This is a genomic window from Parafrankia irregularis (assembly GCF_001536285.1).
Lineage (GTDB): Bacteria > Actinomycetota > Actinomycetes > Frankiales > Frankiaceae > Parafrankia > Parafrankia irregularis.
Genome location: NZ_FAOZ01000006.1, coordinates 400362 through 426214 on the forward strand (window position 1 = coordinate 400362; position 25853 = coordinate 426214).

General features: G+C 72.5%; 8 protein-coding genes (1 of these 8 only partly in view). 5 read left to right on the forward strand and 3 right to left on the reverse strand.

All coding sequences use genetic code 11. From position 1 onward, the window contains the following. The 4 genes from AWX74_RS12735 to AWX74_RS12750 form a co-directional block, all read left to right on the forward strand. Positions 1-13698, forward strand: partial view of a hypothetical protein gene (locus tag AWX74_RS12735; protein ID WP_091275500.1) — the final stretch only. 15288 nt of this gene lie to the left of the window's left edge; 13698 of the gene's 28986 nt are visible here — the last part of the coding sequence; its start codon lies beyond the left edge, outside the window; it ends in the stop codon at positions 13696-13698. 143 nt (positions 13699-13841) lie between these two features. Continuing rightward, a complete protein-coding gene (locus AWX74_RS12740; RefSeq protein ID WP_131799452.1) occupies positions 13842-15185 on the forward strand; it encodes a hypothetical protein in 1344 nt (447 codons plus the stop codon). A gap of 377 nt (positions 15186-15562) precedes the next feature. Beyond that, positions 15563-17236 (forward strand): hypothetical protein, encoded by a 1674-nt coding sequence (locus AWX74_RS12745; RefSeq protein WP_091275505.1) that lies wholly within the window; start codon positions 15563-15565, stop codon positions 17234-17236. 39 nt (positions 17237-17275) lie between these two features. Beyond that, positions 17276-21076: an AAA family ATPase gene (locus AWX74_RS12750; protein WP_091275509.1), complete on the forward strand. Its 3801-nt coding sequence runs from the start codon at positions 17276-17278 to the stop codon at positions 21074-21076. 109 nt (positions 21077-21185) lie between these two features. Here AWX74_RS12750 and AWX74_RS12755 read toward each other — a convergent pair whose 3' ends face one another. The 3 genes from AWX74_RS12755 to AWX74_RS12765 form a co-directional block, all read right to left on the reverse strand. Then, complete coding sequence (locus AWX74_RS12755; RefSeq protein ID WP_091275815.1) at positions 21186-21848, reverse strand: sigma-70 family RNA polymerase sigma factor; 663 nt, start codon at positions 21846-21848, stop codon at positions 21186-21188. A 309-nt stretch (positions 21849-22157) separates the two neighbouring features. Continuing rightward, on the reverse strand, positions 22158-24125 hold the full coding sequence (locus tag AWX74_RS12760) for an Hsp70 family protein (protein ID WP_114476379.1): 1968 nt from the start codon (positions 24123-24125) through the stop codon (positions 22158-22160). Between the two features lie 78 nt (positions 24126-24203). Further along, positions 24204-25061, reverse strand: coding sequence for an SGNH/GDSL hydrolase family protein (locus AWX74_RS12765; RefSeq protein ID WP_091275512.1), 858 nt, complete (start codon positions 25059-25061; stop codon positions 24204-24206). A gap of 187 nt (positions 25062-25248) precedes the next feature. Between AWX74_RS12765 and AWX74_RS12770 the strand changes: the two genes are divergently transcribed. Next, positions 25249-25845: a DJ-1/PfpI family protein gene (locus AWX74_RS12770; RefSeq protein WP_242666203.1), complete on the forward strand. Its 597-nt coding sequence runs from the start codon at positions 25249-25251 to the stop codon at positions 25843-25845. Positions 25846-25853 lie beyond the last annotated feature (8 nt).

Here is a 25853-nt window from a genome sequence, read left to right on the forward strand (position 1 = left end):
CGGTACCTGCCCCCCGCCCCCACCCCCGCCGCCACCGCGCCGGCCATCGCCCTGGTCACACCGCGAGCGATCACGAGGACACTTCTCCACCCGGCCGCCATCCCGGTGATGCTGACCGCGGACCTCAACCTGCCCGTCCTCGTCCAGGAGACCGAGAACTCACCGATCGCGCAGTGGTTCCGGACAGACCCCGCGAAACATCCAGCGCCGGTCTCCGTACTCCACTGGAGCTTCACCGACAACGAAAACGGATCGACCGCCATCAACCTGGCCGGCCCCACCAGCCCGAGCGCGCTCACGCACGCTCCCGCGCACATCATCGCGGCCGCCAACGCCGGCGCCCGGGTGGTCATCGTGGGAAGTTCCTCCGACGGCCGGATGTCGGTCCACCTCGGCAGCGCCCACAGATCCTTCCAGCCGCACGCGCTCGCACACCTCGTCACAGCCGTCAACAACCACATCAATGATTCCGGCGACCCGTCACGAAAGATAGCCCCGAAGGCCGGAACAACGAATATCGAGGACGCGTCAGAGCACATCGCATTCTGGGTGCTGAATCCGGGGGACACCTATCAGGGAAGCCTCCCCGACCCGGGCTACAACGAACGGATCACCCGATTCGAGCGGGAGGTCCGCGAGCAGATCGGGCTCATCGAGCTCACCGCGCAGCCGGCGCTGCCGGAAGTCACCTACCCGGGAGCGGGCAGCGTCATCACGCTGAACGACGGGACCGAAGCGAGAACGGTCCACCTCGGCGGCACCATCACCAACGAGGTGGACGGGCTCCTCGCCGCCCTCATCGCCAGCGCCGCCGCGCAGCACCCCGACACCCACTTCCCCCAGATCCTCGACAACCTCGCCATCGCCCCCAGCCACCACCTCACCGGCCTGCGCAACCACCTCGCCGACCTCCACGACAACCACCTCGCCACCCTCACCGGCCAGACCGAACAGAGCAGCCAGACCAGCACCGACATCCCCCGCCTGCTCGCCGACCTCCTCGGCATCCGCATCACCATCCACACTCCCACCGCCAGCCGCACCATCACCGGCAGGCTCGACTTCCAGCCCACTCCCACTCCAGAAAGCCCGACGAACCCGGCCAACGGCCTCCCCACCGTCGCCATCTTCGAAGACCCCAGCCCCAGGCCCGGCGACGTCCGCTACCACGCCCTCCAACCCACCGGCACCAACACCCCCCTCCCCACTCTCCGCGACAACACCCCACCCAGCTACGACGACACCCTCGAAAGCGCCGCCCTCACCAACACCCTCCGCCACCTTCAGAACCACCTCCACCAGCGGTTCCCGGACATCATCCCCGCACCGCACATCCCCGCGGCCGGCATTCCCGCGATCCACACCCAGCCGCCGGCCCAGAACGCGCCCCAGACCACAATCCCCGGCACCACCACCCCGCTGCCGGAGGACCCCGACGCGATCACCCAGGCGCCGGCAGGTGAGCCCACGCCGGAAGAGCCGTCCCCCCCGCTTCCCCCGACAACCAGAGAAAACCTGATCCTCGAAAGAACACGCACCAGAATAGACCGCGCCGCGCCCCGGCCGGACATCACCGACCAGCAGATCATCGACACCTATCGAAACCTGATCCAAAGCCCGCAGTTCCAGAGAAGAACCACTCGTGACTACGCCGTCCTCATCGAGGAAACCCTCCTTTACGGCGAGACCGGCCACCTCCACGGCGACGGCCCCGGCGAAGTCAGTTCCGGCAACCACCGGACCCACCCGGAAAACGCCGTCGAACCAGCCCCCAGCTACCCCAGCTACCCCGGCCAGACCGGCACCGGCAGCGCCCGCGAGCCCCTCCCGGCCCTTCCTGACGACGCTCCACCCAGCTACATCGACGTCACAGGCCCCGGCATCCCCGTCACGCCGGCGCCGGACGCACAGATTCCGTCGCAGGTCTCCCACCAGGGGGCCGAGAACCAGGCGCCCACGGACGTCGCGCCGGTCGTGGAACAGACGGGCGCCGACATGATCGTGAACGGCGACCGATTCCAGGTGGAGCCGATCGCCGACGACGGCCGCTGCTTCTTCACCGCGCTCAGCATCAGCGCCCGCTCCCAGCTCCCGAACTCCCCGCTCGGCGCGGCGACCGAGGACACCATCCGGAACACCATCTTCACCTGGTTCACCGGACCCGCGGGAACCAGCGCCCGGAATATCGTCGACGACCCCAACCGCGGCAGCTACCAGCAGATCATCCAGGAACTCGTGGGCGGCCTCACCACCGCGGGCCTGCGGACCGTCCTCGGATACCCGCAGAACAGCGACACCGATCGAGACACCCTGCAAGGCCTCGCCACCAGCGAACTCATCAACGAACCATTCGGCGACGCCTGGCAGCGGCTGCGCCAGACATCCCCGCTTCTCACCTCCCTCCAGCGCTCCGGCGGCAACCCAGGCGACCAGCGGCTCAGCGACTTCGTCGCCCAGGCGATCCTCATACCGGGGCTGTGGCGCACGCCCTTCTTCGAGCCGGTGCCGGCACTGGCCGGCTCCGCGCTCGGTATCGACCTGAACCTCGTCCGGCTGACACCCGACGGAGGCCTCACCGCCTTCAGCATCAACTGGTTCCCAGGATCACCGTCCGGCCCGACGCTTCACCTCTCCTACAACGGCGTGAACCACTACGACGCACTCGTCCACCCGCCGGCCAGCCCGAACACCTTGAACCTCAACGCCCAGGTCCCGCGGGCCACGCCCGCACAGGTCCCGGGCCCCGAACCCGAACCCGAACCGATCCAGCCCGACACCGCCGAACCCCGCACGCCCGAACCCGACGGGTCAGCCTTCGAACACCCGGACTATCCAGGCGTACGCATCGACCCTGGCAAGCACACAGTCTTCACCGCCGACACCGCCCACCTCGCCGCCGGCCTCACTCCCACCCCGCACCTGACCACCGTCTTCCTTCCCCGAACCCCGGATGGCCGCATCGCCCTGCCTACCTCGCCCGGCCCGAACACCCCGGCCGGCCAGCCCGAAGGACCCCTATGGGCGCTCACCCTCAACGGCCTGGACTCGCTCCTCAGAGCAGCCGACTGGCAAGGCGGTCCCATCCAGTTCTGGGTGGCCCCGGAATCGCCCCGCGCCAGGTCCTTCGATTCGGAATCGTCCTACGCGGCATCGTCCGCCGCGGCATCGTCCAACGCCGTACCGCCCTCCACAGCGGCGAGCGACCTCAGATCGTTCCGCACGGGGTCATCCGCCGGGGGCTCCTCCCACACGGGGTCCTCCCACGGGCCCTCCGACACGGAGTCCTCCGACACGGGATCCGACGCGGGACCAGCGACCTTTCAGGTCGATTCGCACGAAATCGCACCGCTGGAATCCATTCCATACTGGTCAGGATCATCGAGTTTCCGAAGCGATGAACCGGATGACCCGCGGCCCGAGCCGATCTGGCAGGGAGCGCTGGGCCGCCAGCTGGCCTCGTTCGCCAACTCCCTGCGCACCGAGATCTGGGCACTTCACCCCGCCGCCCGGCCGCACCTGGCCGGCGGCACGCTGCGCTCCGGCTGGGGCCAGCTCGGCTGGTCCGCCTTCACTCCAGCCCGCGAGCCCCACGACGGCGCGCCGCTGGTCACCCCACCCACCTGGCTCGCCCCGGACGAGGACGGCAGCCTGACGCCGTCGATCGGCGGCCCGGTGGTCTGGCCCGGTGGCCTGGCCCTGATGACCCTCGACACCTACCTGTCCCTGCTGCCCGACCTGCGGCAGCTGGCGCAGCAGCCGCGGGACCCGCGGCTCTTCGACGTCATCCTGCCCGGCGGGCCCCACGGCGCCAGCACCCTGACACCCGGCGGAGCCCCCGCACCGCTGACAGCGGACATCTTCCACACACTGCGGGCCGGCGGGTGGAGACACGGCGACCTGCGGGTGTGGACGCCCCGGGCGCTCGGACAGGCCCAGACCGTGCTCACGGAGCTGGCGCGCAGGGACATGATCGAAGTTCTCGTCCCCGCCCCGGGCAGCCTGCCGTCGTTCCACAACCGCACCGTGGGGCCAGCCGCGGGCGAGCGACCGCGCCTGGTCACCGCCGGGGGAACCCCGGGCGCCTGGCGTGCCCTGGGCCCCTTCGGTGAACTCGGCGCCAGCAGGTGGCACTCCGTCGACGGCGAGGTGCGCGAGCGCACCGACGACGCGGTCATAGCCCGGCCCGGCGGGATCGTCATGCTCAGCCCCGCCAGGCTCCTGTCGTTGCCGCGCCCTCGGAACATCCCCACCCGCACGGACCGGTTCGAGATCCGCCGCCCCGAGTTCATCCAGAACGGCGAGCGGCTGGAGCTGGTCGTCTACCGCTTCGACGGCACGTTCTACACTCTGCCCGCCGCTGGCATCCCGGCGTTCCTCAGGCGACACGGCTGGGCGGGCCAGCCACTGGTGACCGAGAACCTTTCGGCCGGCGCGAGGACGCTTCTGGGCCAGAACCCCCTGAGCCAGATCGGCGAGGCCGCCGGGGTCCACCTGTTCACCCCGCCCTTCGGAGTCGAGCCGGAGCGGGAAGCCCTCAACGGCGTCAGCTCCCTGGCACCCAGCCAGACGAACCGGTACCCCCGCTGGCAGATCCAGTACAGCCCGGACGACTCCCCCGCCCCACTGACGACGGACCCCATCGGACGGCTGTGGCCGCCGGACTCCCCCGTCTTCGTCCAGATGGCCTTCCACGGTCTGGCCTCGCCCACCAGTGCGCTGGCCAGGGCGCTTCCTCTGCAGCGGCCGGACCTGCCCTACCCGGCAGGATTCTTCGTCCTGGCGCTTCCCGTGCTACCCGATGGCGGCCTTGGGCTGATGTACAGCGGTGACCCGACACGCTCGGAGTCGCCGCCCGAGGGCCCGCAGAACCCGTCGTACCGCGGCGGCTCGATACGCCCGGTCTTCCCACAGCTGGCGTCCACCCTCGCCACCCAGATCCACCACACACCCGCACCCGGAAACACACCCGCGGCCGGACGCGCGGCGTCACCGGCGGCGACGACATCGACGATCACCGCGGTCATCCTGTGGGCACAGCCCCCGAACCCCGCGGCGGCTGAGTCCGCTGAGGCGAGCCAGGCCGCCGTCACCACCTTCAACCGGAATGTGCGGGCGCTCGCGAACCTGCTCGGGGTCCCGGTCGTCCGGCTCGCCGCCGGAGCCCGCCTGGCCGCCCACCAGCTGCCGGGCAGCGATCTGCTGCGGTCCGGGTCGTTCGGTCAGGTGCCGGATATCGAGGTGGTCGTGCCGGAGAGCCTCAGCTACCTCCCGACCGACCTCGAGTCGAGGCTGAACTTCCTCCGCGCCAGGGCGGAGGAAGGAGCCAACCGAACGAGCGAGCGCTCCGCACCGGCACCGGTGCCCTCGGCCGAGATCGTCACGCCTCCCCTCGAACCGCGCGCGGCGTCCAGCACCATCACGGCCGACTCGCGGGGCGGAAACGACACCGTGGTCGTGGACGGCCACAGATATCAGCGCGGTGACGGTTCCCAGGGCGAGGGCTCCTTCGTCGACGCTCTGATCACCAGCGCGCGCAGCCAGTTCCCGGCCGCCTTCCTCGGCCGGATGTCAGGCGACACCACCCGGCTGGCCATCACCACCTGGCTCGCGGGACCCGACGGCCGCACCACCCTGAACACGCTCGACAACCCGTGGAGCCCCATCCACCAGCGGATCGTCCGGGATCTGGTGGCCGGCCTGGACACCGAGGGCCTCATCACCGTCCTCGGGCTCCCGCCGGGCAGCCACACCGATCCGGCGCCCCTGCGGCCACTCGCCGTCGCCGCGATCCTCGGTGACCCGTCCGGCCCCGCCTGGACCCTGCTCCTCCAGACCACTCCCGCGCTCGACGCCCTCGGCAACCTCCGCGACCAGGTGCTGGACTTCCGGATCAGTAACCTCGCCACCCTCGCGATCCGCCTCCCTGAACTGTCACGGACGCCCTTCTTCGAGCCGGTGCCCGCGATCACCGCCCGCGCGCTCGGCGTCGACCTCACCCTCATCACGCCAGCACCCGGCACCGGCCTGACCGGCGTCACCCACCTCGGGCTCGACCGGCCGCAGCCAGACCTGACGCTGCACCTCTACCACGACGGCGAGGACCGCTACACCGCGCTCATCCACCCGAACGCCGAGGAACCGGCCGCCGAACCAGACACCCCCGCGCCCACCCCGGCTCCGTCCACGCCCCAACCCCGCGCCCAGACCGCACCGCCCCCAGCCGACGCGGCTGACTCGGGTGACATCGAACCAGCACCACCATCGCACAGGAACCCCGAGCCCGAGCTGGTCCCCAGCGAGGACGAGACCGAACTCGTGCGGCTGGTGCGCCAGTATCTCGACAGCCGCCCCAACGGGCCGCGGTTCACCGACCAGCGAATCCTCACCGAGGCCCGCAAACTCCGCCAGGATCTGCGCTACCGCGCCCTCCTCGTCCCCGTCTTCGCCCCGGCCGTGATCGCCGTCCTCCACGGCAGGAGACCCGCAGGCGGCTTCAGCGGAGACCCGACCGCGCTGTCCGGATCCACGGTCCCGGCGCCGGAGGCGACAGGTCCCGGGAACATGAGCACCTCCGCGGACGGCGGCGAGTCGGTGAGCTCGGGCGGCGCGTCACACTCATCGACGGCGCCGCGGCGCGGCGGTTCACCTGTCCCGCGGCCAGGTGACGGCCTGCGGGCCTCCCGCTGGACCTGGCGGCCGCGACCGTCCCGATCCAGCACGGCGTCGTCGAGCCGGACCCAGCTCGACAGCGCGCCCCCGACACACCGCATGAACGGCCGGGTGGTCGACGGCCCGCCGGGGGTGCGGTTCGTCGTCCGTGAGGTGGGCAATCAGGGCGACCGGCTCATCGACGCGATCCACTCCAGCATGCGCCAACAGCTGCGCGGTGGGCAGTCGGCCTATCCGAGCGCCGGTGCGCTGCGTGCGGACCTCGCGGGTCGGCTTCGGGCACAACCGCCCCCGGACGACTTCCTGGACGTCGCCCCAATGTTGATCAATTCACTGAGCGACAGCGCGGTCACGATACTTCTGCGCGGCGCTGACCCGACTGTCGAACCGACGGCCGGGCAGCAGCCCGATCCGAGCAGCAGCCAGTCGACGCTGTCGAATTCGAACCTGCAGTTCTCCGGCCTCCAGCTGGCGGCTCGAGCGAGCCTCGTTGACTGGTTGCGGGAAGATCCCCAAGCCAGGTTCGGCCTGCTGCGGCCGTGGCTGCCGACGCCGATGCGCGGGCTGATCTCGCATGTGTACGTCGCACTCGCCAAGCACGGCCGCCTGCCGCACCGGGTCGAACTCGTCGCCGCGGCCCTGGAGGACCCGGCGTTGGCGACGACACCGCTGTATGCCGAGGTGCCGGCGGCGATCGCGGCGGTCAGTGACGTCGAGATCCAGGTGCTTCACCGCCACGGAGCACCAGTGCCGCTCAGCTCCACCACCGGGGACCCGAGGCCGACAGCGCGGCAGCAGTCAGTGATCCCGGGGCAGCCCACCGGGCGTCCGGTCGTCTACGTGGCCATGCACGACGGCATTTACCTGGCGCTCCATCCCCGGGTGGTCGGCCGGTCGGCACCCCGCATCATCCGGTCGGCCGATCCGGCCGTACCTACGATCGTGATCTCCGCGCCGACCGACGACAGGGCCAACCCCGCGGAGCAGGGGCGAACGGGTTCGCCGACGACGGATGCGGCCGCCGGCGGCAACCAGACGGTCCAGAACGGGCAGAGCGCTCTCGCCCCGCCGCCGGACACGGCGTCGGGGCGGGCCTCGGCGTCCCCGCGGGACACCCCCGCGCCGCCGCCGCGGCTCGCCGAGAACGGCCGCCTGAGCGCCGCCGACACGGTCATCAGCCTCTACCCGGGCGAGATGGAGGTCTACCGGTGGATCGAAGGGCAGCTGAAGCTGCCCCTCGGCGCCGCCTGGGCGGAGATCCAGCCCGACGTCCTGAACTTCGCCCGGGCGTCGGTGGTGCGCGGGCGCCTCGCCGGCATGACCCGGGGCGACCAGCGCACGCTGGTGATCAACCAGCGTGGCTGGCAGGGCACGATCGCCCTGGACGCCCGGGTACGCGACTTCCGCCATGTCAGGGACATACCGAAGTTCGAGTTCGAGGCGGGCGCGGAGTCCCAGGCGGTCGGCGGCGACCTGCACGACCACCGCTGGCAGTGGCAGCTCTCGTTGCCGCTGCGCCTCGTGCGGCCCGACCTGGTGTGGATGGGGATCTTCGGCCGCTCCTGGGACCGGCTCCGCGGCCAGGTGGAGACGACTGCCGCGCGCTCGGTGGCCAAGACGAAGATCGTCGAACCGGCCGCGATCTACGACGGCGTCGCGGAAATCCGGGTCAGAATCGACCTGCGCGCCGGTGTCGCGCGCAGGCTCGCGGGGGTCCTTCCGGGCATCGCCGGGCGGTCGATCAGCCCACCGCCGCGGACCTTCGAGATCGGGACGAGGGTCGCGACCCCGCTGGCGGAGAGCCCGGGTGCGGACGGCGGCCCGCGCCCGCCGACCCGGCACTTCGCGCCGCCGGAGCGGGTCACCCGCGACCACCGGCTCGGATCGACCGACGTCGTGCTCGACGTCCACCCGAACCTGCCGCCGGGTACCCGGACGATGCGGGACACCCGCGGTTTCGCCGGTGTGGTGGACGGCCTCGACGGGCCCGGGCGAACGGTCTACGGCGACAACTGGCCGCGGGTGAAGGCGGAGATCCTCGGCGAGGTCGACCTGGACCGCATCCAGCAGCACCTCAGGGGCATGATGTCCGGCCAGCCGCTGAGCGTGCTGCTGGAGTCGGTCAACGAGCACCTGGAGATCACGGCAGAGCTGACCGAGCTGGCCCATCAGAGGGCCACCGGCCAGACGGAGTTCAACGCGGGCACCGAGACCCACCAGTCGACCTCGGAGCAGCACTTCGTCGGCGACGCGCTGCAGCTACCGGCCGGCGGGCAGTTCATCGGGACGATCGACAACGTCGCCGGTCTGACCGGGACGGGCACCGCCCAGATCGGCCGGGACACGTTCGCGCTGCGAGACCAGATCACCAAGGCCGGCATGGCGACGAGGACCAAGACCGCGGACGGGCAGAAGTTCGGCGGCCAGGTGCGGCTGACCTTCGCCATGCGCGACCGGCGCGTGGCCGGAGCGAATCGCTCGGCGGATCCGACCGCCGACCTGGCCATCGAGGCACTGATCGAGACGGCGGAGGCCCGCCCCGTCGACCGGCCGACGCCGTGGTCGGCCGGCCCTCCGCCCACCCCGCCTGACCCGATCGCGCCCGACCCTGCGGTGCCCGACGGGACGGCGGTGCCCGACGGGACGGCGCCGGCGCCGGCGCCGCGGGACGTCCTGCTGCCACCGGAGCGGATCTGGGGTGGCCGTCCCGGCACCGGCATGCGCGACACCGACACCGTGCGCGACCTGTACCGGATGGACCGGGTGCGCGCGGCCCTCGATCAGGAGGGCCAGCGGTTCTTCGGCACGCAGAGCTGGAGCCTGATCCGTCAGGACGTGCTGAACTGGTTCGACCGCGACCGGCTGATGTCCGGCCTGCCGTCGATGACCCGCGGCGCCGTGTTGGACGGCCCGGAGCTCAACCAGCGTGTGGTGCCGCCGGGGTCGTTCATCCAGGCCCGGGCCTCGCTCGCCTCGGCGGCCTTCCGGCGGATCACCCCGACCGAGCTCTACTCGCAGGCGGATGTGACGAACCAGATCTCCCGGCGACGGCTGAACTGGTGGAGCCAGCAGACGACGGCGGTCCCCGGGGGCATCGCCTCGTGGCCGGGCGGGGAGGGAACCTTCGGCGGGTTCGGCGGGGCCGAGTACCGGCGCCGCCTCGGCTGGCGCACCCTGCGTTCCGGGAAGGTGGTCGCCGGAGCGAAGTTTCCCACCCGCGCCGGGATCTTCGACAATGATGTCGAATTCACCTTCACGTTCGGGGCCGCCGCGAAGAACGACGCGACAGCGCAGGCCACGGCGAGGGCCGAGACCACCATCCCCCAGGGCGAAGGCCTGTTGTTCCCGGGCTCCACCAGGCCGGCGGCGCCGCTCACGCCGGCGACCCACCAGGCGGAGGTGGCCGCCTACCAGGCCGAACAGACCATGGGAGACCCCAAGGCGGCCGTGGTCCGCCCGAGCGGACGCCTCGTCGAGCCACCCGCGGCCACCGCGTCGGGTATCCATCCGCCGGCCCGGCTCGCCGACGAGCACCGGATCAGCCCGAGCGACACCGTGCTCCGGCTCGGCGACGACGACCACGCGGTCATGCGGGAGATCTCCCGGGTCGTCCGCCCGCTGGTCGGCTACCGCTGGCGGACCAACGAGCGCAGGCTCAACCGCCGGTTCGGCGCAGACCCGCTGCGGGCGAAGCTGCCTTCGCTGTCGGGCGGAGAGTCGGTGACCACCCGGGTCGGCGGCCTGCTCGTCCGCGGCAAGGTGACCGTGACCGCCGAGGTCGGCAACCTGGGCTACCGCGAGACGGTGCCCGGTGTGGACGCGGAGACAGGCATCGAGACGGCGCAGACCGCCGGTGGGGCCGTCGACAGCCGCGTCCGCCTCCTCGTGCAGCTGCCGCAACGGCTGCGGTTCCCGTTCTTCCGGCTCAACGTCACTCCCTACTACAGCCACGACACGTCGATCTCGCACACCGGCCACGGTGGCGGCCGTGCCGTCGCCCGCGCGAAGACCGTCGAGGACGGCGCGCTGTTCACCGGGCCGGTCCGCTTTGTCGTCAACTACGAGCTGCGCCGCCTGGGCTTCCGCCTGAACCGCCCGCCCGGCACCATCGAGCTGCCCGACACCGGCATCATCTTCCCGCTGCGCGACACCCGCGTCAGCGGCCCGGACGGCCAGCCACGCGACCGCACCCCCGACAAGGCGTTCACCGCACCGGCGCGGATGATCGACAGCCGGCGTCTCGGCTCCTCGGACGTCGTGCAGGACCTGCGCGGCAACCCGGCCCGGCCCGGCGACCGGCTGCGCGGGATCGACGACATCCTGCGCGACGTCGCGCCGGCCGGCCGGGAGATGTTCGGCCGTCGCTGGGACGCGGTCCAGGAGCGCATCAGGACCGAGGCGCCACTGAACCGCCTGCAGTACGAGTTCCGGGCGATGACAGCCGGCGACCCGATCGAGGTCCAGGTGCCGGGCGGACGGGTGCTGATCACTGCCTCGGTGCCGGCGACGAACGGCGGGCTGCCCCACATGAGCAACACCGCGCAGACCGAGTTCCACACCGGGACCGAGCAGACGAGCACCCTCGCGACCACGGACGGCATCACCGCCTTCGGCCGCTCCAACGCCGCCGGGGTCACCGTCCAGGCCCAGGGCACCACGGACTCCTCCGGCGCCGACCCGGTGTGGGGGCGGGCGGGAGTCGCCGTCTCCGCAAGCACCGGCGGCGATGACGTCGTGACCGTCTCCGTCTCCACCCGCACCGCCGTGTCGACCAAGACCAAACAGCCTGGGGCGGTGTTCGACGGACCGGTTCTCCTGCACTTCCGCCTGGAGCGCACGCCGCTGATCGGGCGCGACCGCATCAGGATCAGTGACGCGAACGCGCGGCTCCAGGTGCTCACCGAGCAGTCCGAGGCCACGCCACGCCCGCCTGCGCCGAGCCCGCAGGGCAGGAGGCCGGACGCGCCGATCCCGCCGACCCGGATCTGGAGCGACCTGGCGGATCGCGGACTTCGCGACACCGACGTCGTGCGCAGCCTGCCCGACACCACCGGGCTGCACCGGGCGCTCGACATCTACGGCCCGCGGGTCTTCGGCGCGAACAACTGGACGAAGATCGGCGACGTCGTCAAGGCGACCTTCAGCAACGCGAACCTCAGCGCGTCGCTCCCCGGCATGACCCGCGGCGAGCCCCTGACCACACCGCGGCTGCTGAACAGCGCCGTCTCGCCGGACACCACCGCCTCGGCCACCGCGGAGATCCTGCATCTGCGATATCTGCGCAGCGATGACAAGGCCGAGCTCAACCCGGTGAACGAGACCACGACGCAGATGACACAGCAACGCCAGTACTGGTCGCAGGTCGGCGTGGCGGCCCAGGCCGGGGTGGAGGGCGAACTCACCGCCGGTCTGGAGGGCAGTGCCGAGGTCAGCGGCGGCGGAGCCTACCGGGGCCGCAGCGCCGACATCACCGGTTCGACCGGCAGGGTACTGGGCAACGGGAAGTTCGCCAGCCCGACGGCCAACTTCGAGGGATTCGCGAAGATCTCCATCGAGCTGAAGGCGGACGGGCGGACGGAGAGCATCACCGGCGTGGTCCCGGTGGAGCTCGGATTCCCCGTCGACGAGCTGGCGGTCATGCTCAACCCGCTGATCTCCACGACGTTCGAGCTGCCGGGAGAGGACGGCACGCCCGTCCAGTGGCACGGGCCCCGCGGCATGGACCTGCCGCTACCGAAGCCCGAACCGCAGCCGACACCGGGGGTAGCGAACCTCCCGGAGATCGCGCTACCCGACCTGTCCTTCTCCGACGATTTCTTCGGCGCGGTCTCCAAGCTGTCGTTCACTGAACCGTCCAGCACCCCCCAGCCCAGAACCACACCCCAGCCCGAGGAAAAACCCACACCCCTCACCACCCCGACACCCAAACCAGCAGAAAAAACCACCCCAGCACCTGAAACCATCCTTCAGCCCCTGCCCGGGCCGTCCTTCATCGAGGAATTCCTTGATGCGATCGCCGCGCTGTCGTTCGCTGAACCGTCCAGCACCCCCCAGCCCAAAACCACACCCCAGCCCGAGGAAAAACCCACACCCCTCACCACCCCGACACCCAAACCAGAAGAACCGACGACCCCAGCACCAAAGGCAACCCCCCAGCTCGAAACAACATCTCCAGATCCAGTCAGTGGCACTCCCGCGGAGGCCGCGGTGCGGCCGGCCCCCGTGACGTCAGAACCCACGCCACGGCGGTCCGCTCACTGGTCGAGCCCAGGAGAGGTGACGGTGGGTTCCCGTGTCTTCCGTCAGCAGCAGGTCCCCAACGACGGCCGCTGCTTCTTCGAGGCGCTGCTTCAAAGCACGCGCAGCCAAAATCCAGGCACCATGCTCGACGGGATGTCGGCGGCCGACCTGGCGAACCTCGTACACACCCGGTTCATGGGACTGGCCGGCGTGGAACTGCGGGCGAATCTCGACGCCACGGGTTCCGCCTGGTACGGAGACATCACGGCAGAGCTTCTCAGGCCACTCACCCGGCAACAGCTGACGCAGGTCATCGGCCCATCGGCCATACTGACCCGAGAATCAGACGACGAGCTACGGACACGCGCCGCTGAAGTGGTTCACCGCAAGCATTTCGGGCCGGCATGGACCCGCCTGCTGACAGTCTCCGGCCTGACCTCGCAGCGAGGGACACGGATCAGCGACCTCGTGGCCCAGGCGATCCGATCTCCAAGGCTCTGGGAGTCGGCGTTCTTCGACCGCGTGCCCGAGATAGCTCTGAACCTGCTCGACATCGATGTCATCCTGGTGCGCCCCACCCATCCAGGAATCTGGACGAGCCCGCTACAGGCCTACAAGGTCGGCGCGAACTCCGGACGCCCGACACACAGCCCCGTTCACCTGCTTTTCAACGGGCACAACCACTACGAGACGCTGCTGATCACCACGGCAGGTCCTCCCCCGCAGACCGAGGCCCAGTCCATACCCGTGTCGTCGACCGATCAGAACACCACGACACCCACCAGTTGACCAGGCATGTGCGTGGTCCGGCGAGCACCTGGGCTGGCCCCCGGGACGCGGACCGGCCACCGGGGTGAACCGCCCCCACTGGCGGAGGCGTGTTCTCGGCAGGAGCCGCACACCGCCCGGCAGCGACGATCACGGAGGTAGCTTTGTCCCAGGTGCAGGAGTGGGACTGGCCCGTCACACCGACACGCCTCCGGCCCGGCGGCACGACATCCGAGGAACCGGTCGGCGAGACGCCGGTGGTCGCGGACGTCACTGGTGCGCAGGCCCCGGCGGTCGCGGAGGCCCCGGCGGTCGCGGAGGTCACCGTCGCCGTCGACGCGACGGCCGCGGTCGACGCGCACGACAGGGAGATGACGGAGGCCTGGCACTGGGCGCTGCTGGGGCTGGCCGGCTATCTCCCCGACGAGCTGCTCCACCAGGCACGAACGTGGCTCGCCGCCGGCCGGCGCCTGGAGGTCGCGAGCGCGGTCGCCTTCGCCCTGCTCTCCGGGCAGATCGATGTGGGCGGCGGGGAGATTCCGCTGATCCGCGAGGAGCTGGCCGCCACGGCGTCCGACCCGGACCTGCTGCGCGCGCTGGACGCGGTGCCCCTCGGGGAGCGGCAGCCCAGTGCCTGGGAGTTCCTCGCCACCGACCCCGCCCTGGCGGGCCCGTCCTTCGCCCTGCCGCTCGATCTCACCGGCCCGACGCGCGGCGCCCTCGACGGCGGAACCCCCGGCGGCGCCCTCGACGATGTCGACCGGGCGATCATCGCGGCCGCCGCCGACGAGCCGGACGCCATCGGGATCTGGCGTTCCTGGCGGCTGCCCGCCTGGGCGACGCCGTATCCGCCGCCGCGGCGCGTCTTCGTCGTCACGATCGACCCGCACCTCATGGCCCTGGCCGCGGCCGTGACCGGACGGCTGCAACAGGCGCTGGTCGCCGCGGGCGATCTCGACGCCCAGGTCGAGGTGCTGCCGGCCGGCGTCGACGCTCCCCCTTACCAGGTACTCGCCCGGATCGGCAGCGCCCTGCTGTGGGCCCGTGAGGCCGCCGGCGAGGTGCGGGTGGCCCGGGTGTTCGACGACGTCGACCCGGTCGGGGGCCCGGCCTTCGCCGCGGACCGCCCCCGTGTCGACGACCCGTGGCTGCGCGACGACCTGCTGGCCTATCTCGACGCGGGGCAGCCGGTGATCGGCACCACCGCCCTGATGCCCGACCTGCTGGATCCGGCGCGCGGTGAGGTGGTGCCGATGACGATGCGCACCGACGGCCACTGGGTCTGGACCGACACGGTCAGCTACTACCTGGAGGAGCACGGCCTCGCCCCCGAACCGGACCTGGTCCGGCACATCAGGCTGGCGGGGGTGCCGGCGGCGGTGGACGAGGTGGCACAGCACCGGGTGCTCGCCCACCTGCTCCGGATGGAGCCCGCCGAGGAGGACGGGTGGGCCGTCCCGCAGACCGCCGCCCCGCCTGATCTGGACGTCAGGCCGGGCGCGGCGTGAGCCCGACGGCGCTGCGCGCGGCACCGCACCCTCCGCCCCCACGCGCCCGGCCTGCCGTCCCTGCCCGTGCTGCCGTCCCTGCCCAGCCAGCCAGACCCTCACGTACACCGAAACCCACCAGCGGACGATCACCGATACCCGGGCGCCGGACCGCACCCGAACGGTCGCTGCCGCGGCACCGGGCATGGGCGCGGCCGCGGCCAGCCGAGGGGAGCGTGCCCGCCGTGCCGGCACCGCTGCGAGGCGCCGCCTTCGCCTGGGACAGGTCTGGGCGCCCCGTCCCGACCGCCGTCAGCCCTGCCGTGCGGGTGACGCATGGGACAGCGACTCGTCCGCCGGTCCGTGCCGCACAGGCGGACGAATCATCGGACCCCGAAGTGGACGAGCTCCTCGACGAGAGCCTCGTCACCGCGGCCGGGCGGTTCTTCGTCTCCGCCTGGACGAATCCCGGACGGTTACCACTCGCCCCGCCCCGGTTCTTCGTCGTCCATCTGGGTGCCGACCAGACCGGGTTCCAGGCGAACGGCCGTCCTGTCACACCGGAGACCCTGGCCCTGGTGATCGAGAACTGCCACGAGTGGGGCCACCGCCCGGTGCTGGTACTGGCCCGGTCGCGCCCGCCGGACGAGCTGGTGGCGAGCCTCGCGCACGTGCTGGCGACCCGTCTTCGGGTCAGCGTCCACACCGCGGACACCGGGGCCTGGCAGCTGCCCGGCATCGTGTTCACCGCGGGAACGGTACGACGCTGGGACGTGCCCGGCCCGGGTGTGACGACTGGCGGCCTCCTAACCGGACCTGTGGCCGAATCCGAACCAGCCGTCGCACCCGAACCGGCGGGCGAATCCGAGCCTGCAGTCGAATCCGAACCGGCACCGGTGGCGATGGCGGCGGTTCCCGGCCCGATTCCGGAGATCGTTCCTGTTTCGGAGGCCGCGCGGAACGTCTGGCAGCCGGTCGCCCTGCCCCCGGCGATCCGCCGGGAATCCCCCGTCGTCGCGCGGTGGTCGCCGGTCCAGCGGCCGCCCGACGCTCCGCCTGGGGCCGAGGTGGCCCCGCCTGCCGATTCGCACCCGCCAGCAGACCTGCACCCGTCCGGCGACCCAGGCGGATCGCCCGCCCAGACCGGGCGGCCGGACTCGGTGGGCGGTGCCCGGCAGAAGCCCGCCGGCTTTCTGCCGTGGATCGCGGTGGCGCCCGAGGCGGAGCCGTCGGACCGCGAGCGGCTGCGCGCGTTCCTCGGCTGGCAGTACGAGGCGCACGCACGCGCGGTTCTGGGTCTGCTCGCCCTGCAGCCGGGACTGCGCTCGGCGTCGGGCGCGATCGACGTCCTGTCAGGTCTGGTCGCGCTGCGGGCCTACCTGCGGGCCGAGGACCCCGCCGGCGCGGCGCGCATCGCGGCCGAACCGCCCGCCGTGACCGCGGGACTTGTCGACGCCGTGCTGCGCGGCGCCGCCGAGGGCGGGGACCGGGACGGACTGTTGCTGCTGGCCCGCTGTGCGGCCGCCGGCCTGGGGCGGCTCCCCTCCGCCGCCGGGCCGGTGGTCCGGCCGACACTGGCCGATCCACTGCTGGCAGCCGGTCTGCGCCCGGGGCAGGTCCTGGTGGAGCCCGGGTTCCTCCGGGTCTCCACGACACCGTGGGCCGTCCAGGGGCAGACGGTGGCCTACGCGATCTGGTCCGCCACCGCCCGCCGCACGGACCGCCTGGGATCACCCGGCCAGCCGGACGGCCACGCCGCCCACGCCCTCTTCGCCCCCGGAACCCGCTTCGTCGTCCTCGACGTCTCGACCCGGGCCGGCCCGCCGGAGTCGCCGGCCGGCGGGATCTGGGTCCTGCTGCGCGAGTTCGTCGGCGGGCGCGCCGACCCCACGTTCGACGAGCGCGTCCGTGGCCGGCTGCAGGCACTCGTCAGCCGCGTCGACGGCGATGCCACCCCGACGCCGTCCGGCATGGCCGAGGACGGTGGCGTGGACGGTTCGCTGATCGGCCTCGGCGACGACGGCCGGCCCTACGCGCCCGAAGGCGGCGACGTGCCGCCATCGGAGTCATGACGTCCCGTCGCCGCGACGGGAGAGAGCCGAGGAGCAGCGATGATCGCGGGTGTGCTGTCCGTCTCCGCCACGGACGAGGACTGCCTGCGCGGACTCGCGCGGGCCCTGCTCGTGGCCGCGCCGGGCGACACGGTGGCCGTCCGGCCCGGGGTGTACCGGGAGGCGCTGGTGTTCACCCGCGACGTCATCCTGGTCGCCGAGGAGGGCCCTGGCACGGTGGTCGTCGAGGTGCCTCCGGGCTCGGCGCTGCAGTGCGCGGGCGGTGATGTCCGCCTCGACGGGCTCCGGCTTCGGGGCGGTGACGAGTACCTACCACTGGTCCAGGTCACCGGCGGCCGCCTCACCCTGGAGAACTGCGACGTCGACGCGTCGGCGGCGGCGCTCCTGCACGTCCACGAAGGCTGGGCGCGGGTGCATGCCAGCCGGATGGTCAACCCGACCGGCTCCGGCCTGGTCGCCGAGGGCGGGCACGCCGAGCTCACCGAGGTCGAGATCTCCGTCGGCGGCGGAGCGGCCGACGCCGACGTCGACGCGGCCGGGAACGGGAACGGGCGAGGCGGCAGCAGCGGTGCGGGCGGTGCGGGCGCGGGAACGACGGGAGCCGGAAACGCGGGAGCCGGAAACGCGGTCGTCCTTGTCGGCGGCACCGGCCACCTGCTGCGTTCATGCTCGATCGCGGTGGCGAACGGTGTGGGCGTGCTCGCCGCGGGCACCATCGACCCGCTGCTGGAGCGATGCTGGATCGACGCGGGCAACGGCGTCGGCGTGGTCGCCCACGCGGGCTCCCGGCTGCGGATGACCGACACCCGCCTCGCCCGGGGCGTGGTGGGCGTCCATGCCGCCGACCAGGCCCGGCCGACCTTCGAACGCTGCGAGCTGCGTGGCATGGCGGGCCATGCGCTGATGACCCTGGATCAGGCGGCGCCGACGTTCGTCGACTGCCTCGTCGAGGCACCCGCGGGCCACGGTCTGCACGCCGCCGGCCGCTCCACGCCCGTGCTCCAGGGCTGTGTGGTGCGCGGCAGCGGGGCAGCCGGGCTGGTCGCCATCGAGGCGGCACGCCCCGAGGTGACCGGTGGAGAGATCGCGTCCTGCGGCGACGCGGGCGCCCTGCTGATCGCCCGCTCGGCGGCGCTGTTCGACGGCACCGCCGTGCACGGCAGCCCGTCGGGGCTGGTGATCGAGGACGCGGCCGCGCCCCGCCTGCGCGGCCTGGACATCACCGACGTCAACCACGGGGTGCGTGCCACCGGTGGCGACGGGTATCTGGAGGAGTCCCGGATCGCCGGCGCCCGGCGATCCGGCCTCGACCTGGCCGGCGACGCCCACCTGCAGGTGCGCAACCTGCAGGTTGCCGGCTGCCGGATCGGCGTCGAGATCCGTGAGCGTGCGGCACCGCACCTGGCGGCGGTGGACGTCGACGGCGCCCGCGAGGTGGGGATCCTCGTGCGGGAGGCGGCGCACCCGCTGATGGCCGGTGCCCGGGTCCACGGCACCCGTGGGCCGGGCCTCGTCCTCGCGCCCGGCAGCGGTGCGTCGATCACCGACGTGGACCTGGCCGCGAACGAGGGACCCGGCCTGCTCGTCGAGACGAACGGCGAGGTGTCGGTCGTCGGCGGGGTGGCCCGCGGCAACGGCGGAGGTGGCGTCGAGGTCACCTGCCAGACGTCCAACCTGCACGTCAGCGGCATCGACACCGGGCACAACAACATCCCGGTCTCGTTCACGACCGCACCGGGCGGAGGGTGGGCACCGACACCTGGCGGGCAGCCGGGGGTGCGGCCCGGGGGGCTCGCCGCCCCGCCCGGCGACGTCGCCGGCATACCGGACCGGTCCGTGTTCGACGGGCCGCCACCCGCTTCGCCGCCGGGCCGCCGGCCGGCCGGCGGCGCGCCAGCAGGCGCCGAGCCGCCGATCTCGCGAACGGCGGACGGCCCGTACCCCTCCGACGGCAGCCCGCGCAGGGACGATCCGCCGCACGATCGCACGGCGCAGTCCGACCCATCGGACGTCAACGCTGCCGGTGGTGCCGGCAGCGGCCTCGGGGGCGGTGGCGGCCTCAGGGGCGGTGGCGGCACCGACGGCGGCCCTGGCGCCGGTTCGGGCGGCCCCGGCAACGGCTCCGGCACCGGCGACTCCGACAGCGGCTCCGCCAGGGCTTCCGGTGACCAGCCCTCTGACCAGGTGACCGCGCTGCTCGCCGAGCTGGACGCCCTGGTCGGCCTGGAGGGCGTCAAACGCGAGGTCGCGACCCTGGTCGGGCTGCACCAGATCGCGCGGCGACGGCGGCAGGCCCGGCTGCACGCACCGCCGACGATGTCACGTCACGTGGTCTTCGCCGGTCCGCCCGGCACCGGCAAGACCACGGTGGCACGCCTGTTCGGGAAGATCCTCGCCGCCCTCGGCGTGCTGGAGACCGGCCAGCTCGTCGAGGTCGCCCGCGCCGACCTCGTCGCCGAGCACGTCGGCGGCACCGCCGTGCGGACGACCGCGAAGTTCGAGGAGGCGGTCGGCGGCATCCTGTTCATCGACGAGGCGTACACGCTCGCCCCGTCCGACGGCAGCCACGACTTCGGCCGAGAGGCCATCGACACCCTCGTGAAGCTGATGGAGGACCGCCGCGACGAGGTCGTCGTCATCGTCGCCGGCTACTCGCCACAGATGCGCTCGTTCCTGGCCGCGAACCCGGGCCTGCAGTCCCGGTTCTCCCGCACCATCGAGTTCGACAGCTACACCAGCGCCGAGCTCGTCACCATCGTCGAACGCCTGTGCCGTGACCATCACTACGCCCTCGAGTACGAGACCCGGGAGGCGATGCACCGCCATTTCGACAAGGTTCCGCGCACCGAGACGTTCGGCAACGCCCGTGCCGCCCGCCAGCTGTTCGAGACGATGCTGGGCCGCCAGGCCTACCGCCTCGCCCGCACCCCCGACGCCCCGGACCTGGAGCTGGCCCGCCTGCTGCCGGAGGACCTGGGCGACACCGTCGGCCCGCAGGCCGAGGACGCCGCGGCGGAACGAAACCGCGTCGTCGAGAGCCTGCTGCGCCGCCTGCACGCGATGACCGGGCTCGCCGAGGTCAAACGCGAGGTCTCCGACCTGGTGGACCTGCTCGCCTCGGTGCAGGCCCGGGCCGATGCCGGCCTGCCCGCCCCCGCGGTGTCCCGGCACCTGGTCTTCGCCGGCCCGCCCGGCACCGGCAAGACCACCGTCGCGCGGCTCTACGGCGAGCTGCTCGCCGCGATGGGCGTCCTGCGCACCGGCCAGCTCGTCGAGGTTGCGCGCGCCGACCTCGTCGGCCGGTACGTCGGGCACACCGCGGCGAAGACCGCGGAGGTCTTCGACTCCGCCCGCGGTGGGGTCCTGTTCATCGACGAGGCCTACGCGCTGTCCGCCCGCGGCGACGGTGCCGACTTCGGCCGCGAGGCCATCGACACCCTGGTGAAGCTCATGGAGGATCACCGCGACGACGTCGTCGTCATCGCCGCCGGCTACACCGCCGACATGGAGCAGTTCCTCGCCAGCAACGCCGGGCTCGCGTCCCGGTTCAGCCACCGCATCCGTTTCTCCTCGTACTCCGCCGACGAACTGGTGGCGATCTTCGAGAGTCTCGCGCAGGCGAGCGGCTACCAGCCCCACGGCGGCACCCTCCAGGCGCTGCGCGAGCACTTCGACGGTCTGCGCCGCGACGAGGCGTTCGGCAACGGCCGTTACGCCCGCCAGATGCTCGACCGCATCATCACCCGCCAGGCCAGCCGCCTGCGACGGATGCCGGCGCCCACCGTCGACGACCTGCAGCAGCTGCTGCCCGGCGATGTCGCCGCGGCCCTGCTGCGCTAAGCGCCGGGCCGGGCCGGGCCGGACAGGGCAGAGGCCGGGACAGGGCAGAGGCCGGGCCGGAACCGGCCCCGGCGAGGGCACAGCACCGGCCGGGGCGGGTCGACCGGCGTCAGGATGTCGGCGTACCGCGCCGTCCGCCGCAGGTCCGGCGGGAGTGGTGCCCGGTGGAGGCGGACCGGACCGCGGCGCGGGCGGAGGTGGGCCGGGCCGCGGTGTGGCCTGGGCCCAGGCCGAGCTGGTCCGCGACCTGGCGCAGCGCACGCCGACCGTAGTGGACGCGGCTCTTCACCGTCCCAACCGGCACTCCGAGCCGTGCCGCCGCCTCCTCCGACGTCCGCCCGTGCAGGTAGACCTCGACGAGGGCGGACCGGTGGACGGGCCAGACCTGCCGCAGGGCCTCCTCGACGACCACGGACAGGACCACGGCCTCGCAGGTGTCCCAGGGCATGGCGATGTCGGCGTGATCGGCGGTGAGCTCAAGCTCGGTGGGACGGGCCTGCCGGGCCCGGTGGCCGTCCACGGCCAGGTTGTGCGCCACCCGGCGCAGCCAGCCGTGTACCGACCCCGGCTGGGTCGTCAGCCGCTCCAGGTGATGCCAGGCCCGCAGGAACGTCTCCTGGACGACGTCCTCCGCCCGCCCGCGGTCCCCGCCGGTGAGGCGTGTCGCGTAGGAGAGCAGCGGCCCACGATGGGTCCGCACGAGTTCCTCGAAGACCTGCTCCCGGGGCAGAGCCGCAGGCGCGGTGATGTCAGGTTCGCTGTCGGAAAGCATGCGGTAAACGTCGCGGAGAACCGGCATGCCCCGACAGGGAGCGGACCCTCCACCCGGTGACGCCCACCCCCGCTCCGGGTAGGGACAGCCCTACCCGGAGCGGGGGTGGCGGGGAGGTTCGGGCTCCACAGACGCGGCCGGACCTCCGAGCGCCCGACAGCCCTGTTTGGCGAGTCGCAAGAGTGAACGATTTTGGTCGTCCCAACGACCAAAATCCTTACTTCTTGCGGGTCGCCAGGTGAACCTGCGCCCCTTTTGCCGCTCTTGAGGTGAACTGCCTGCGCGGCACGGCGGTAACGACCGAAATCGTCAAATCCTGCTCGGCAGCAACGACAACCCCGAACTCGTACGACTTGCGGTCGGCGGCAGGGCCCGAGCCTGCGGAACGCCGGCACCCGGGGTTTCCACCACGGGTGCCGGCAGGGAGGACGCGGTGTCGCGGTGGGTGTAGCCATAGACCGCGCCGGCGACGACCGCGAGGAGCAGGCCGACAACAGCGAGCACGAGACGGCGCCCGAGCGGTTGTGCCGCCGCGGGCATGCCGCTGTTCCCGCCGGCTGCCGGTCCAGCACCGGCGGCTGCATCCCCCGGCTCCCCCGGATCTCCTGGCTCCGCTGGCTCCGCTGGATCCCCTGGATCCCCTGGATCCCCTGGATCCGCCGGATCCGGTGATGCTTCGCCCTTCCCCGGATCTCCCGCGTTGCCGGGTACGGCGGCCGACACACCGGCCTGCCCGGCAGCCGCGGGCTTGCTGGCCGCGGCCCCTCCGAGCGCAGGTTCGGCGACAGCGGGCGCCGCGGCGGAGGCCTGCGCTCCCGCCGTCGCCGATGGCCTCGGGTTCTCCCTGGACGGCGAGGAGCCTGACCCAGCCGGTGCCGGGGCTTCGCGCCCGTCCGTGGGGCGTGCGGGCCTGGGGGCGTCCGTGGGCGGAGACGACACGGCGGTGGTGCGGGCGCGGACGGAGATCGTCGGCCGGGGCGCCATCTCCGGCGCGGGCGCAGGCCCGGCGGCGAGCAGCGCGGCGCCGAGAGCCACGGTGCGCTGCGGGTGGGCGTCGACGATCACGGGGCGACCCAGGCTTTCCTCGACCATCCGCGCCACCAGCGGGATGCGCGAGGAGCCGCCGGAGAGCAGCACCGCGGTCAGGTCCGCAGGTTCGACGTCCGCGGACCGCAGGGCGCGGTGCAGGGCCTCGACGGTCGAGCTCAGGGCCGGGCGAATCAGTTCCTCGAACTGCGCCCGGGTGATCTCGACGTCCCGCCGGACGGTGCGCAGGAACACGGGTATGACCGCCTCCGCGTCGAAGGAGAGCGCCTCCTTCGCGAGGATGCAGTCGGACCGCAGCCGGGCGAGCGCGGCAGCGTCCTCCCGCGCTACGGGGTCGGCGGCGGTCGACGCGGAGCCGCCGAGCGGGCCGGAGGCGGCGATGTCGCCGAGGGATCCGGCCACGGGCCCCAGCGCGGACACGGCACCGTCGAGGGCCCGGTCCACGTACTGGAACACCGCCTCGTCGAAGTCCGCGCCGCCCAGCCACTCGACGCCTTCGGGGGTGCCGAGGACGCGGGCCCTGCCGTCCTCGTAGTGCAGGACGGCGGAGTCGAAGGTGCCGCCGCCGAGGTCGTAGACGGCGATGACGCTGCCGTCGGCCAGCTGCTGGCGCCCGGCCCCGGCCGGCCCGGCGGCGTACCCGGCACCCGCCGTGCCCGCGAGCCCACCCACCGCCGCGCCGCCCGCACCCGCACCCGCACCCGCGAGCGCATCCGCACCCACGAGCGCATCCGCCGCCGCGGCGACGTTGTCCTCCCCCAGCGCGTAGTAGATGGCCACGGCCTCGGGCTCGGTCACCATCCGAACGGCGTCCAGACCGGCCAGCCGAGGCACCTCGTCGAACTGTTCGAGCCGGTACTGCCCCCACACCGCCGGCCGGCTCAGGACGATCCGCGCCGGTGGGTGGCCGATCCGCGCGGTCGCGGCCGCGACGGTGTCGGCCAGCACGGCGGCCAGGAGCCGGACCGGTGAGAACGGCGCGCCACCGAGGAGCAGCGGAGTGGGGTCACCGAGCCGGCGTTTGAACTCCCACGCCGCCCGGCCCGGGTCTCGGCGCGCCTGCCGGTCGGCGGCGTCGCCGGTGAGCAGGCTCGAATCGGATGCCGCGAACGCGACGGACGGCGTGAGCAGGTCGCGACCACCGAGGCCGACCATCTCGATCCGCCCGGGACGCCCGATGGCCGCAGCCGTGGAGGTCGTCCCGAGGTCGACGCCGAGACCGTAATCCACCGTGGCCGCTCCCGGGGCTGAACCGCACGATTCCGCGCCGAATGATATCGGCGCCCGGTGTACGCCGGTACGTCCATCTCACCCGGCGTCCTGGGAGACGAACGCGACGGCCTCGACGGCCCCGGTGGTCTCGGTCGTCTCGGTGGTCTCTCCCGGGCGGGTGCGCCCGGTCTCGAGGTGGTGGCCGAGCTCCTCGATCGTCCGGCTGGCGATGAGCCCGTGCCCGCGGGCGGACATGTGCATCCTGTCGGAGCTGTAGGCGTCGCGGTCACCGGCGGCGGGATGTGCCCACAGCTCGACCCAGATCGTCCCGTACCCGCGGGCGATCTGGTGCGTCGCGTCGTTGAGCTGTTCCAGCCGCGGCCGGATTCCGGCCAGCTCCGGCAGCCCGGCGGTGATGTCCATCAGGCTGTAGAGGAAGATCGTCGCGCCGGCCCCGGCCAGCGCGCCGACCATCGCGTCGAGGTTCTCACGGTAGACGTCGGGGTCGAAGGCCGGCGCCAGGATGTCGTTGCCGCCGCAGACGACGGTGACCAGGTCGGGCCCGAAGTCCAGCACACTGCCCAGCTGGGTTTCGCGGACCTCGGTGGACAGCTGGCCGCGGCGGCCGGTGTTGAGGTAGGCCAGCTCGGGCCGGACGCGCCGGAGCGCGGCGGCGATCCGGTCCGCCCAGCAGGTCGGGTCGTAGCCGGCCAGCGGCTCGAGGATGCCCTCGGCCATCGAGTCGCCGAGGGCGGCGTACCGGTTCCAGGTCGCGGCCCTGAGCAGGATGTCCGTCCGCTCCGGGGTGGCGATGTACCTGTCCCGCCGTTCGGCGGTCGGCAGCGCGTAGTGACCAGGCACATGGTCACCAGACACGCGGTCACCAGGCACGCGGTCGTCTGGCACATGGTCACCAGCCATCTGCGCACCCGCCTCGCTGAGGTCGTCGCTCATTGCTGCCTCACGTTCCCGTCTGCGTCGAGAAGGTCTTCGGCCGGAGTTCCCCGCGGCGCACCTCAGGGACGCCGCGCGACCGTGTCAAGCACGTGTCGAGCACGGCGACGGCGGAGCGGGAGCCCGCCGCGGCCATCAGCATAGCGATCGATCGTTCGCTATTGAAGTGCGAACGTTCGGTCGCTAGGTGCTCGCCGCCGGCGGGGACACGCTCGGCGGCGGCGAGCTGCGCGTCGAGCTTGTCTCCGCGGAGGGCCCGCGGTTGGTCATGTCCGGGACGCTCGGGCTGACGTTGACCGCGACCTCCACGCTGGACGCACGGCAGCCCGGTTACGTGATCGTCCCGGGCGCGTCCGGGCCCGTCGACGGGGATCCGGACAAAGGTGTTCCCACCGTGCCCGTCGTCCTCGCCCGCTTCGCGGCCAGTAGCGCCGTTCCGCTGCTACGGGATGCGCTCGCCAACCCTGGGATCACCGTCGCGACCGTCTGCGGCGGCGCCCTCGGGCTCGCGATGGCCGGCCTCATCGAAGGCCGCAACGCCGTCACCCACACCCTCGGCATGGACGTGCTGGACGCCACGGGCGTCAACGCCGTCCGGGCGCGTGTCGTCGACGACGGCGATCTCATCACCTCCGGCGGGGTGACATCCGGCCTGGATCTGGCCCTCTATCTACTCGACCGCGAGTTCGGGCCGGAGATCGCGCGGGCCGTCGAGGAGCTGTTCGAGTACGAGCGGCGCGGCACCGTCTGGCGCGCGGGCGGCCGCGTCCCCGCCTCCGTCTGACGCCCCTC

Coding starts and splice junctions, on each gene's coding strand:
- AWX74_RS12755 (WP_091275815.1), bottom strand. CDS start 21,848: ATGCTTTCCGACAGCGAACCTGACATCACCGCGCCTGCGGCTCTGCCC.
- AWX74_RS12765 (WP_091275512.1), bottom strand. CDS start 25,061: ATGAGCGACGACCTCAGCGAGGCGGGTGCGCAGATGGCTGGTGACCAT.
- AWX74_RS12750 (WP_091275509.1), top strand. CDS start 17,276: ATGATCGCGGGTGTGCTGTCCGTCTCCGCCACGGACGAGGACTGCCTG.